This is a genomic window from Butyricicoccus sp. AM78-15b2TA, assembly GCF_027665985.1.
GTDB classification, from domain to species: domain Bacteria; phylum Bacillota; class Clostridia; order Oscillospirales; family Butyricicoccaceae; genus Agathobaculum; species Agathobaculum butyriciproducens.
Window position 1 is genome coordinate 79418 of the sequence record NZ_JAQEHY010000001.1, and the last position, 12675, is coordinate 92092.

A 12675-nucleotide genomic window follows, 5' to 3' on the forward strand; every position below is an offset into this window, starting at 1 on the left:
ATTGCCTTACCTCAATATATGCGGTGGTACTTGTGTAATAAGAAATTGGTGCTACCGGGCAATTTGGCAGGAGCAGTTTGCGAAAGATTTTGCGTTCTGAAGAGCGTAAACGATTCGCAAAGTGCCGCAGACAAATTGTGCGGTAGTGCCCTAAAAAAGGGTATAAAAATAGTGCGTTACGCATAACTGCTCTGTCGATACGGTCGCCCGTATGTTTTAACAGCCTGCTGACGATCAACCCACTTGTGACCGAAGGGCACCCGCCGAATACTTTCGATTAACCCTTTCCTCGTCAACTGCGATACCGGCTGCACCGCAGTTCTGGCGCTTAGCATGTTATGGAATTGTGCGCAAATGCTCCCACCTCCCTGTTCAGAATGCAGAAAGTGGGTGTGCAAACCACACCCACTCCTGTTGGCTCTTTTACATTATACAACAGACTCGATGACTTTGGCAACCTTTTTTGCCAAAGTATCTACCTGCTCACTGTTCGTGCCCTCTACCATGACGCGCACAAGCGCCTCCGTGCCGGACGGACGAACCAGGATTCGGCCGTTATTGCCCAGCTCCGCAGAAGCCGCATCGATAGCCGTCTTGACCTCGGGCAGCTGCTGCAGGGTAGCCTTTTTATCGTTCGGCACCTTGACGTTGATCATCAGCTGCGGCCACGGCTCAACCTCAGCTGCGATCTCCGAGCACTTCTTGCCGCTCGCCTTGAGGATAGACATAAACTGCAGTGCAGTCAGCTCACCGTCACCGGTGGACGCATACTCAAGAAAAATAACGTGTCCGGACTGCTCGCCGCCCAGAATATAGCCCTTCTTGAGCATCATTTCGAGCACATAGCGGTCGCCGACGTTGGAGCACTCAATCTTCATGCCATTCTTTTCGGCGTAGGCGTGCAGTCCCATGTTGGACAGAATGGTGGCAACAAATGCACCGCCGCGCAGCTTGCCTTCCTTCTTCATGTGTGCCGCGCAGACTGCCATAATGCGGTCGCCGTCCAGCTCCTCGCCAGTCTCGTCTACGATCAGGCAGCGATCCGCATCACCGTCAAAGGCAACGCCAAGATCAAAATTGCCCGAGCGGACGCGCTCCTTCAGTTGACCGAGATGGGTGGAGCCGCAGTTATCGTTGATGTTGATGCCGTCCGGCTCATAGAAACGGATTTCCGCCTTGCACTCGACCAGACGCATGAGGCGCTCCACCGTCGTGGAGGAGGAGCCGTTTGCACAGTCCACCGCCACGCGCAGACCGGACAGGTCGCCCTTGATGGTATCTGCAAGGTGGTCGGTGTACTCGACTACCGGGTCGATCTCGCTTTTGAGTACACGGCCGATCTTCTCGTGGGTCATCTTCGGGATAGACTCGAAATCGTCGATGAGATCCTCAATCCTTGCCTCGGTTTCGTCCGGCAGCTTGTAGCCGTTGCCTGCAAAAATCTTGATGCCGTTGTACTCAAAGGAGTTGTGGCTTGCGGAAATGACAATACCCGCATCTGCCTTGTGCTTGATGGTGAGGAAAGCGACCGCCGGCGTCGGGATAACGCCGAGCAGCTCTACATCCGCGCCAACCGAGCAGATGCCCGCGACGAGCGCGTTCTCCAGCATATCCGAGGATACGCGGGTGTCCTTGCCGATCAGCAGCTTCGCCTTGCGGCCGTGTGCGGACTCCTGCGTAAGTGCGTATGCCGCTGCCGCGCCGATCTTGAACGCCAGCAGTGCATCAAGTTCCGAGTTCGCTACACCGCGAACGCCGTCTGTTCCAAAATATCTACCCAAATGAAACACCTAACTTTCTTGTATGATAAAGGCGGGGAAATGATTGAATTACAGCATTTGCTGTCCGTCCGCCGGTTCCAGATTCAAATGACGGTAAGCCTGCAGCGTCACGCAGCGTCCGCGCGGCGTGCGGCTGAGAAAGCCGATCTGCATGAGATACGGCTCATAAACATCTTCCAAGGTGATCGCTTCTTCGCCGATGGTCGCGGCCAGCGTGTCCAGCCCGACTGGACCGCCGCCGTAGTTCTGGATGATGCTTTTGAGCATCCTGCGGTCTACGTTATCCAGACCTAACTCATCAATCTCGAGTGCACGAAGCGCAATGTCGGCACTTTTTCTGTCAATCGTACCGGTGCCGATTACCTGCGCGAAGTCTCGCACACGGCGCAGAAGCCGATTGGCGATTCGCGGCGTACCACGGCTGCGGCGCGCAATCTCGAATGCGCCCTCGTGCTCGCACGGTACATTAAGAATGCCTGCCGAGCGTTCAACAATACCGCACAGCTCCTCCGGCGAATACAGCTCCAGGCGGAGCATGACGCCGAAGCGGTCACGCAGCGGACTGGTCATCTGACCGGCACGCGTAGTCGCGCCGATGAGCGTAAATTTCGGCAGGTCGATACGGATCGAGCGCGCCGAAGGCCCCTTGCCGATGATGATATCGAGTGCATAGTCCTCCATCGCAGGATAGAGAATCTCCTCTACCGCACGGTCGAGACGATGAATCTCGTCAATAAACAAAATATCATTCTCTGAGAGATTTGTCAATAAAGCCGCCAAATCTCCCGCTTTTTCGATTGCCGGACCGCTCGTAACACGAATATTCACGCCCATTTCTGCGGCAATGATGCCCGCGAGTGTGGTCTTGCCCAGACCCGGCGGGCCGTACAGCAGCGTATGGTCGAGCGATTCACCGCGCATTTTCGCGGCCTGTATGTAAATACTCAGGTTTTCCTTGGCTTTTTTCTGACCGATATAGTCCGCCATGGATTTCGGACGGAGCGAATTCTCGGTCTCGTCCTCGCTGAGCTGGCGGGTGGAGATGATGCGCTCATCATCCGTCATGCCGCCGGAAAATTCAATACTCAAAGGTACACTCCCCTACTTGATCAGGCTTTTATCGTCCAGAATCAGGACTTGACCAGCTTTTTCAAGCACTGGCGGATGATCTCGTCCGCCTCCATGCTGGCAGCATCCAGACCCTCCATCGCGTGCAGCGCCTCTGCCTGCGTATAGCCGAGCACCATAAGCGCCGCGACTGCCTCCTGCGTGTGGTTGACACCGCCGGAAACGGCGGCTGCCGCCACCGGAGACGCTGCAGATGCGGTCTCGAGCTGCTCCTTGCTCATCTTGTCGCGCAGCTCGAGTACAATGCGCTGTGCGATCTTCTTGCCGATGCCCGGCGCCTGCATGAGCATTTTTTCATCGCCGGTAATAATGCTGAGCGCCAGTCTGTCCGGCGGTGCGACCGACAGGATGGACAGCGCCGCCTTCGGGCCAACACCGTTAACGCTGGTCAGCATCAGGAAGCAGGACTTCTCCTCCTCGTCGATAAAGCCATACAGCTCAAACACGCCCTCACGGACATTGAGCCAGGTCAGCAGACGCGCTTTTTCGCCGGTTTTCAGCTTGCCGATGGTGTTCTGCGAAGCGTGACAGGCATAGCCTACACCGCTGCAGTCGATCACTGCAAGACCCTGCTGGAGCACGGAAACCGTGCCGTCTACATAATAAAACATCTATTTCAACCTCATAATAAGCCTTCATAGCGCATGGCCTGCCGGGAATGCCCGTGGCAGATGGCAAGCGCGAGCGCATCCGCGGCGTCATCCGGACGCGGCAGCTTGGTGAGATGGAGAATGCTTTTCGTCATTTCCATCACCTGTTTTTTCTCCGCGCCGCCATAGCCGACAACGGACAGCTTCACCTGATTTGGTGTATAGGATACCGGATGCAGTCCCTTCTGTGCCAGCGCCAGCAGAATTACACCGCGCGCCTGCGCCACCTGAATGCCGGTTGTGACGTTTTTCGAGAAGAAAAGCTCCTCGATTGCCACCTCGTCCGGGTGAAATGTGTCCACCAGCGTACAGATATCATCGTAAATCTCACATAAGCGCAGGTGCATCGGTGTTCCGGGAGCGGTTTTTGCCGCACCGTACTGCACCGGCGTAAATTTCATATTATCGAACCGCACCACGCCATAGCCAATCGTGCCGTAGCCCGGGTCGATGCCAAGAATCGTTATCATTTCTTTATAACCTCAAAATTATACCACGTTCGCACACATTGTGCAATAAATTTTAGTGGCAGGTTAATGGAAAATTGAGAATAGCGAATTGAGAACCGCGGTTACGCGCAAAGCGCATTATTGAATTGCCGCCCTGTGGGCGGACACATTCATTCTCCATTTTCCATTCTCAAGTCTTCTTCCGTTGGCATAACCGCGCCCTTATGCTGCACGGTATACGCCGAACATTCAGACGAAAATGCCAGATAATCCGCAAGTTTCTCCTGCGGGATGTCTGCGAGCGTTTCCGCTGTCACGCCGTCGCGGGTAAGCTGATACAGGAACGACCCGATGAACGAATCGCCCGCTCCGGTGGTATCCGCGACCGTCACCGGCAGCGCTTTGGTCTCGGCGCTCGCGTTCGGCGTGTAGACTGCCGCGCCGCCCGCGCCGCGTGTCACAAGCAGCAGCCTGCAGCCCCACGAAAACAGAAGCTCTGCCGCTTCCCTCTCGGTTTTGCAGCCGGTGCAGAATTCAACTTCATCATCCGACAGCTTCACGAGGTCTGCATACGGCAGAAACTCACGAATCGCTGCCTGGCAGCTTTCCGGGCTGTCCCACAGCGGCAGACGCACGTTAGGGTCGAACGAGAGGAACGCGCCTGCGTCCTTTGCCAGCCGGATGGCCTTGCGATGTGCCTGCTTGACAGGTGCATCCACCAGATCGACCGAGCAGAAGTGCAGCACGGCACAGTCCGCGAAAATATCCGGCGTAATCTGTGCTTCATCGAGAAACAGGTCTGCCGAGGGATTGCGGTAGAAGGAAAACTCGCGGTTGCCGTTCTTATCAAGCGAAACAAACGCCAGCGCGGTATTCGCCCGTCCGGTGCGGAACACACTCGAGATATCCACGCCGTTTGCGCGCAGCGTTTTGAGAATGTGCGTACCGAATGCGTCCTCTCCCACCTGCGAAATCATCTGCGCTCTGCCGCCGAGACGCGCCACTGCAGTTGCAACATTAGCCGGCGCACCGCCCGCGACACGCTCAAACTGCACGACCTCATCAAGCGCACAGCCGCGCTGCTGCGGCACGAAATCAATGAGCAGTTCGCCGATTGCCACTACTTTTTTCATCGTTTATTCCCCCAGAATATGTCGGTAAATCGCCTGTGCGACACCGTTTTCCGCATTACTTCCGGTGATTACGTCCGCCGCTTCGCGGATGCACGGCTCGCTGTTTGCCATGGCAACCCCCAGCCCTGCCATCTGCAGCATGGTCAGATCGTTTTCGCTGTCACCGATGGCGATGACGTTGGCCAGTGTACAGCCAAGGTGATGTGCCAGCCATTCCAGTCCGCGTCCCTTGTACACACCCATGCGGTTGACCTCGACGTTACGCAGTTCTCCGCCGTACATGACGGACGGTGCCAGCTCGAAAATGCCGTATTTATCGAGTGCCGCTGTCAACGGCGCAATCGCATTCGGGTCATCGTGATAAAGAATCGCCTTGGTGAACGGGCGCGGCTCGCGCGCGAGCACCTCGCGCCACGCATTCCCGTTCTCGACAAAGTGATAACCCTCGTCGGCTTCGTCCATCACGACCCGTCCGCGCCGCTGCAGGTTTTCAAGGAAATGCCGAAAGGCATGTCCATAGTACAAATCCTGCGTGGTATACAGGCATGGGTCGGTGTCAATGGCAGTGCACTCGTTCAGGATGATGTCCACCATTTCTGTGCTCAGACCGTCGAAGAACGCCGGTTCCCTGTCGTCCGGATGCTGCACCGCCGCGCCGTTTGCGGTGACAAGCCAGTCCGGTGCGGCTTCCAGCTGTTCGCTGAAGCGGCGTACCTCGCGCACGTTACGTCCGGTGCACAGCACGATCTGCACGCCCGCCTGCTGCGCCATGCGTACCGCGCGGGCGTTCTCCGGCGTGATGCGGCTCTGCGCATCCAGCAGCGTTCCGTCTAAATCCAATGCCAGAATTTTGTATTGATTAGTCATATTCATACTCATTTCCTGCTCTCATTCGCGCAGCATGGCACGCCGCGCACGATAATCGGGTAAATAGCGCTCCACCAGCGCCCAGAACTGCGGTCCATGGTTTTTATGTGCAATGTGCGCCAGTTCATGCACCACCACATAGTCAATAGCAGGTTCGGGATAGTCCATCAGCCGCCATGAGAAGCAAATGCTGTTTTTGCCGCTGCACGAGCCGAACCGTGTTCTCGCTGAGGTGATCTTCAGCCCGGTCGGGTACAGATTCATCAGCTTCGCGTAATACTGTACCTTGGGCGGCAGCTCTATTTTCGCTCGGCGGATAAGCTCAACCTGCCTGGTCGCATCCGGCTCCGGATGTGCCGCACGGCGGGACTGCTGATCGGCAAGTGCGCGGGCTATCCAGTCCGCATGCTCCGCGACAAACCGTTCAATACGGTATTTTGCCAGCCGCAGCGGCGCACGAACGATTACACGGCCTTCGCGTGTCACCTGCACAGCAAGCGTCTTTCGTTTGGAGCGAACCAGTTCGTACTCGATCATATCACTGTCCCTTGCGCTCCAGATTGCGGTTGTAGAAGAACACCGCGACCGAAATGCCGCAGATCAGCAGATAGCCGAGGACGCTCCAACCGTCCGGCAGTTGGCCGAACAGGAAAAAGCCGAGGACAGCCGAGAAGATGACCTGCGTATAGTCGAACACCGAAATCTCCTTGGCCGGTGCGTTGGCATACGCGAGCGTTACGCCGAACTGTCCCAAAGCGGCTGACGCACCTGCACCGATCAGGCAGAAGAACTGTCCCCATGTCATTGGGTGGTAGTCCGTGATCATAAACGGCACGCATACCAGCGTGGAGAACATCGAGAAGAAGAACACGATGCGGGCGCTCTTTTCGCCTTTCCGGCTGAGTGCGCGTACACAGGTGTAGGCCGCGCCTGCACCCATGCCGCCCAGCAGTCCGATAATTGCCGGGAAGGTTGCCGAGGAAAAACCCGGCTTGATAATCAGCATGCTGCTGCCGAATGCCGCAAGCACCGCCGCGTACTGGAATACGCTGGCCCGCTCCTTCAGCAGAATGAGCGAAAAGATAATAGCGAAAAACGGCGACATTTTATTAAGAATGTTTGCATCTGCCAGTACAAGATGGTCAATAGCGTAGTAATTGCAGAAAATGCCGAGTGTGCCGCAGGTTGCGCGTATGATGAGCAGCGGCAGGTTGCCCTTTTCCCACTTAAAACCAACCTTTTCGCGGCACAGCACCACGGCGGCCACTGCCACCGCGACCAAGTTGCGGAAAAAGGTTTTCTGCGTGAACGGCAGATCCCCCGCCAGACGTATGAATGCCGCCATCATCGCAAAACCGAACGCGGACATAATGATAAAACCGATTGCCTTACTTTTTTTAGAAAGCACTGAAGTCTTCCTCCTTTTTGTTGTGAATTTTCTAACTGCTTCTATTGTAACACACAAACTGTTCCGCGTGGCAGAGAAATCGTCTGTTTTTCGCGTTTTGAAATTTTTCAAAAAAATTTGAAAAAAGGTGTTGACATTTAGCGTCCACATGGATATAATAATTCTTGTCGCTGACAGTGAGGCGACTCGATGAGAACAGAATGCGAGTGTGCTGGAACTGGTAGACAGGCACGTTTGAGGGGCGTGTGTCGATCGACGTACGGGTTCAAGTCCCGTCACTCGCACCACCTTCTTTCAACAACAGAATATGCGGATGTGGCGGAATGGCAGACGCGCTAGCTTCAGGTGCTAGTGTTCGCAAGGACGTGGGGGTTCAAGTCCCCCCATCCGCACCAAGAATTGTGCTGAAATCGTTGAATTTCAGCACTTTTTCTTTACTTTGCAAATGCCAGTTTTTAACTGACGACACTTTGACGACAAAAGGAATTTTTACGACCACGTTCTCTGCTATCAAAACCGTTTAGAGCAACTGCCTCTCCATTGGAAAATTTTCTGCCGATATGCTATAATAATTGCAAAAGATTGGAGAAGATATTGATGGATTCAAGAAAAATTCTTGTCGGAGAAAAATACCTGCATTTCAAAAATAAGCTTTATCAGGTGCTTGCCATCGCCACGCACACGGAAACCAGCGAACCGCTGGTAATCTACCAGGCACTCTACGGCGACTTCAAAATTTATGCGCGGCCATATGATATGTTCGCCTCCGAAGTGGATCACGAGAAGTATCCAGATGTTGCGCAGCGTTTCCGCTTTGCTCATGTAGTCTTTGACGGCGATACGCCGCAGCCAACTGAATAAAAGCAGCCCATAGGTAGCTGAATTAAGCATCTATGGGCTGCTTTTGATCTTTGCATAGTTATAGTCTGCAAAATACTTAACATTTAGGCGGATGGTTTTCTATTTTTATGCTTCTAAATGCGGAAAAGCCCCTTTCAATTGACGCTGATGCCAATTTGAAATGGAGCCATAAAATTGATTTTATTCTGGTTTCTGTGTCTAGTGAGGTGTCGATCGACGGTATCCGCGAACTTTAGCCCCATCTTTTTACATAAGATTTCATAGGAGCAATCTTCTATTTTGCTTTCCTCGAACGCTCGAAATTGTTTTCGCCATATTGATTAGCATTATGCATTAAGGGGTAACAGGAGAGGTAATCCTCTCCTGTTATTCCGAAGCAGTCAGTCATCGACCGGAATGCGAAAAGCTTTTAATCCATAATTTTTCGCCCAATAAGTAACCCCATTGCGCGTAATATACGGACGAAAAATGTACTTTTCGTTACCGTTGCCTCGACCTTTTGTCGTATGCATACTGCAATTCCTTCCTTTCCGGTTCAGAATTGCCTCTTGCAATTTATCAGAATATGTGATATTATCACTTTGTGTTATGGTTGCAAGAGTCGGGTATAACCGAACCTGTGATCCCTAAGAAGTAACGTTTGCCGACGTTACTTCTTTTTTTGTGTATATGCAATACTTGCTGCACTTAATGATGTACCGCAAGCCTTTGCAATCTCTTCTGGGCGCATATCACAAATGATATGCATGGGCATAAGTAATGCAGCCGCAAAAGTGTTTGCCTGCCATTCTGATTTGCGATATGCCGGAACATTATACGTTGAGTCAATTCGGCTCATTGCAAGATCAACATTCCTGTGCATGAAATAATGCCCTAATTCATGTGCAAGGGTAAAACGATCTCTCCCATTTCCATTACACGCGCCGTCATAAACACTCTGACGAATTCGCATCAAATTTAGCTGCGGATTATAATTTGCAGCATCTTGACCGAATTCCGAGTCTTCAATGATTTCAAAATTGAATTCGGAATCAAATGCAGGAAGTGCTACTTCGATCATTTCAACAACCGGAAAAAACGCTATATTTTCCAAACCAAATCTTTGCCGAACCATCAATGCCAGTTTTTGAATATCTCGTTTGCTTGCCGGTGGTACTAGAAACTCACTCAAGCGCAACCCTCCTAGTTCTTTTTATGCAGGATTTTTAGGATTTCATCCATCTGCTCAGAAGATAGCTCGTTGAATTGTCGTGCAAAAGCAAGTCCTACATCCCGTCGTCTATCCGATGCATACTCTAAAGAGAAACTCACTTCTTCACGAGTAGTTGCAAATGCATCCCACAATTCATTCTGCTCTTCATCATTTAGATGATACTTACTGATGATGTCCTCCATCATTTTATACTGCGGCTTCCGTTTTCCATTCTCAACTGCCGACAGATTTGCAGAAGAGATGTCCAAAATGTCCGCCATGTCTTTCAACCGCTGTCCTTTGTCAATCCGCAACTTGCGGAGATACTTAGCCAACTCCGTTAACATAGCCCATGCCACCTCCTCGTTTGGTATGTTTCTACTATACCTCGTACGATTCAATTTGTCAATACACTTTTGTGAAGAAATTTTACAATTTTGTAAATTGTAAAAAATCCCCCTCCGAGAGCCGGTATAACACCAGTTCCCAGAGGGGTTTCTCTTTACTTCGCCATCGCCTCGGCCAGCTTGCGGATCAGTTGCTCACCGTACTGGTACCGGAGCAGATACTCGATGGTCTGCTCCTCCAGGCCGGCGGCTTCCTGCACTGTGTCAATAGCGGCCTGCACCTTGGCGGTACCGTCGGGAACGAACGTGCGGCACTGCGGTGCGGTGATGCTCGGGACCTTGCGAACAGCGTCATACCCGATCATAAAGCCTGCCTGCTGGAGCGATCTCATCTTGATATAGTTGGTTTCATCCTTGCAGATGCACTCACACTCGTAGGTCTTGCCGTTGAGCAGGACCTTTTTCTTTTGTACCACTTCGTCGTCCTCCTTCTTCGGCTCGGGTTCAACCGGCGCGGTCAGCCGTGCCTTGAACTTACGCCACAGACTTTCGTCGCGTACCCACGGCTCGTTGAGCAGTCAATTACGCGCAAATTGTGTAGATATTACGTCATATTTACATGGTCAACTGCTTTACTCCCACAGTTAGTGCCACATTCCCTGTTCTCAAACATATTCATATTTTAACGATTCTTTTTCTTCTGTTTATCAGCCATAGCAGTCACAAAATCTTGTATCGCCGGAAATGTATTTGCTCCGCCCGCTACTCTTCGAAATGTTTCTAATGTTGCTGCCCCATCTTTGATCAAATACCCGAATTCTTGCTCAATAATTTTCCGATCTACAATATCTGATTTCCATGCAACCAATACACTTTCCAAAGAATTCAAATAATCTATGATAATCCAGCGCAATTTCGATACTGCTACATCATCCACATCAAAAGAATCATTTCCGAATGCTTTCTCAATATTCGCACATATTTGTTGATCATCTGCAAATATTGTTCGAAATCGTCTGAGTTGTGTTGTATACTCCTCATCGTTTTCGTAATGACATTTTATCTGAAACGGTTCTTCATTCCATATCCTCTTACAGCTGGTCTCACTAAGACTATCAACCAATTTACGAGCAGCCGATCCCACTTCATTTAGTCGTATATTCCACTCACGAGTGGCCTCAATCGCCTTTTCTTTTCTGTTTCTCTGATCACTCCAATGATATTGGAAAACTGCAAAAACAATAGATACCGATCCCAAAAATGTATAATATGTACTTAATGTATCAGAATTAATGTCAAAACCTATGCCCACATTGTTAATTCTCATAATTAATGGTGCTGACCACATTGCTATACAAATCACCGAGATAATCTTAAAAAGCAATGGCTTTACCTTTTTTATTAACCACACACATATCCCTCCATTTACAGGATAGCACATGGAGTTTATATTTACAAGTAAGCCCCCCTCCGAAAGCCAATACTTTCAGAGGGGGATGTTATTTACTCTAACGCTTTCGCCAGCTTATGGACCAGCTCCACGCCATACTCATAATCGAGCAGGTACTGCATGGTCTTGTCGCTGAGGCCGGACGCCTGCTGCACCTTAGTGATTGCCGCCTGCGTCTCGGCATCGATTTCCGGTTCTGCCGGCTTGGCGGTCGAAGTGTCATACTTAATGCCGAGCGTATCGAGGATACCCTTGGCGTATGCGATGCCGAACGTCTGCTGCTTTGCCTTGGTGCCCGCCTGAGCAGCGTCCGCCTTCGTGTCCACGAACACACCCTCGCAGATTACTGCCGGACACTTGGTATCGCGCACAAACGCATAATAATCGCCGCGCTGGCCCTGTCGGGTCTTGCAGCCGCGGCTGTTCTGTCCGATTTTGATAACCTGCTTCTCAATGTTCTGCGCGAGCACCTTGCCGGTGCCGCCGTGGATGGTATGGAATACCTCAAAGCCATCACCGCCGCCGCTGTTGTTGTGCACGTCGATAGCCAGATCAGGATTGTACGCATTGCATTCGCGCACTTCCTCATTGATGGGATCCTCCTCATCATTGGTGCGGCTCATGCGCACCTCAACGCCGTGCGCGGTCAGATAATCACGGCACGCCAGCGCCATCACGAGGTTTGCTTCCTTTTCGACGATATAGCCGACCGCACCGCTGTCGCTGCCGCCGTGGCCGACGCCGATAAATACCTTCTTGCTCATAGTTTTCTCCTCCTTTGGAATGTTTGCTTTGTGTTTAATGCAGACTACGCTGCACACCGGCCTGCCGTTCGTACCCTCTTTTTCCGGCGCGAACAGGTAGCCGTCCGACACGCGATACATGCCGGTGCTGCCGCCTGCGTCCTGTACGAGCAGCAGCTTGACGTCGTAGTGATCGCGGACGTACTGCGCAACTTCCAACTCGGTGTGACTGGCCGAAGTCTGCACATGGATATACCGGCCGTCCGTCAGCAGACCGCACATATTACGGCTGCGCCGGTCGGACTTGCCGAGAGATCCGTTCACCTTGCCGTCCTTGATTGCCAGCTTCCAGCCAGAAACAACATTCTCTGAGCCGAGGCTCAACCGTTCGGCCGTACCGCCATAGCCGCAGACCTTGCCCTTGGCCTTGAGGTACTGCAAGGTTCGGCCCTTGATAACGCCGTACTTGTCGCTCCCCTGCCCTGTCATATTGAACAGTGCGAGGTTATACACCACGTCTGCTTTTTCTTCAGTCGCCCACTGCTTCAGGCTCTTCGCAGGTTTGGACGCAGCAGCGTAGGGTGCTGCTGCGAACCAGATGTCATACAGCTTGCGGTCGTAAATATCGCAGCGAATGCTCATGCTGAATTCTCCTTTCATCTACTT

The 12675-nt window shown here is 52.2% G+C and carries 14 protein-coding genes and 2 tRNA genes; 3 read left to right on the plus strand and 13 right to left on the minus strand.

Translation table 11 applies throughout. The features are described 5' to 3' along the window. Positions 1 to 428: 428 nt before the first annotated feature. From glmM to PGS25_RS00440, 8 genes are all read right to left on the minus strand, one after another. The gene (gene glmM / locus PGS25_RS00405) at positions 429 to 1781 is read right to left on the minus strand and encodes a phosphoglucosamine mutase (protein WP_270417296.1); all 1353 of its coding nucleotides are present in this window, start codon (positions 1779 to 1781) and stop codon (positions 429 to 431) included. A gap of 48 nt (positions 1782 to 1829) precedes the next feature. Continuing rightward, a complete protein-coding gene (ruvB, locus tag PGS25_RS00410) occupies positions 1830 to 2870 on the minus strand; it encodes a Holliday junction branch migration DNA helicase RuvB (RefSeq protein ID WP_181967744.1) in 1041 nt (346 codons plus the stop codon). A gap of 41 nt (positions 2871 to 2911) precedes the next feature. Next, complete coding sequence (ruvA, locus tag PGS25_RS00415; RefSeq protein WP_270417297.1) at positions 2912 to 3520, minus strand: Holliday junction branch migration protein RuvA; 609 nt, start codon at positions 3518 to 3520, stop codon at positions 2912 to 2914. Between the two features lie 11 nt (positions 3521 to 3531). Next, positions 3532 to 4026: a crossover junction endodeoxyribonuclease RuvC gene (gene ruvC, locus PGS25_RS00420; protein WP_110437233.1), complete on the minus strand. Its 495-nt coding sequence runs from the start codon at positions 4024 to 4026 to the stop codon at positions 3532 to 3534. Positions 4027 to 4178: 152 nt separating this feature from the next. Then, the gene (locus tag PGS25_RS00425) at positions 4179 to 5141 is read right to left on the minus strand and encodes a carbohydrate kinase family protein (protein ID WP_270417299.1); all 963 of its coding nucleotides are present in this window, start codon (positions 5139 to 5141) and stop codon (positions 4179 to 4181) included. Between the two features lie 3 nt (positions 5142 to 5144). Continuing rightward, a complete protein-coding gene (locus tag PGS25_RS00430; RefSeq protein WP_270417300.1) occupies positions 5145 to 6014 on the minus strand; it encodes a Cof-type HAD-IIB family hydrolase in 870 nt (289 codons plus the stop codon). A gap of 15 nt (positions 6015 to 6029) precedes the next feature. Beyond that, positions 6030 to 6545, minus strand: a complete 516-nt coding sequence (locus PGS25_RS00435) for a M48 family metallopeptidase (protein WP_270417301.1) — start codon at positions 6543 to 6545, stop codon at positions 6030 to 6032. A 1-nt stretch (position 6546) separates the two neighbouring features. Beyond that, complete coding sequence (locus PGS25_RS00440) at positions 6547 to 7416, minus strand: DMT family transporter (RefSeq protein ID WP_256372134.1); 870 nt, start codon at positions 7414 to 7416, stop codon at positions 6547 to 6549. Positions 7417 to 7618: 202 nt separating this feature from the next. On the opposite strand from PGS25_RS00440, the gene PGS25_RS00445 reads away from it, so the two are divergent. The 3 genes from PGS25_RS00445 to PGS25_RS00455 all read left to right on the plus strand — a co-directional run bounded on the left by PGS25_RS00445 (position 7619) and on the right by PGS25_RS00455 (position 8277). After that, positions 7619 to 7703 (plus strand) — tRNA-Leu (locus PGS25_RS00445). A 22-nt stretch (positions 7704 to 7725) separates the two neighbouring features. After that, positions 7726 to 7811: transfer RNA gene (locus tag PGS25_RS00450), tRNA-Leu, on the plus strand. A 202-nt stretch (positions 7812 to 8013) separates the two neighbouring features. After that, on the plus strand, positions 8014 to 8277 hold the full coding sequence (locus PGS25_RS00455) for a DUF1653 domain-containing protein (protein ID WP_118647319.1): 264 nt from the start codon (positions 8014 to 8016) through the stop codon (positions 8275 to 8277). A 649-nt stretch (positions 8278 to 8926) separates the two neighbouring features. Here the strand turns inward: PGS25_RS00455 and PGS25_RS00460 are convergent. The 5 genes from PGS25_RS00460 to PGS25_RS00480 form a co-directional block, all read right to left on the minus strand. After that, entirely contained in the window at positions 8927 to 9448 is a 522-nt protein-coding gene (locus PGS25_RS00460; protein ID WP_118647317.1) for an ImmA/IrrE family metallo-endopeptidase, read from the minus strand. A gap of 11 nt (positions 9449 to 9459) precedes the next feature. Then, positions 9460 to 9816 (minus strand): helix-turn-helix domain-containing protein, encoded by a 357-nt coding sequence (locus tag PGS25_RS00465; protein WP_118647315.1) that lies wholly within the window; start codon positions 9814 to 9816, stop codon positions 9460 to 9462. A gap of 155 nt (positions 9817 to 9971) precedes the next feature. Beyond that, entirely contained in the window at positions 9972 to 10292 is a 321-nt protein-coding gene (locus PGS25_RS00470; protein ID WP_270417302.1) for a hypothetical protein, read from the minus strand. A gap of 206 nt (positions 10293 to 10498) precedes the next feature. Then, the gene (locus PGS25_RS00475) at positions 10499 to 11227 is read right to left on the minus strand and encodes a hypothetical protein (RefSeq protein WP_270417303.1); all 729 of its coding nucleotides are present in this window, start codon (positions 11225 to 11227) and stop codon (positions 10499 to 10501) included. Between the two features lie 92 nt (positions 11228 to 11319). Beyond that, the gene (locus PGS25_RS00480) at positions 11320 to 12651 is read right to left on the minus strand and encodes an N-acetylmuramoyl-L-alanine amidase (RefSeq protein WP_270417304.1); all 1332 of its coding nucleotides are present in this window, start codon (positions 12649 to 12651) and stop codon (positions 11320 to 11322) included. Positions 12652 to 12675: the final 24 nt, after the last annotated feature.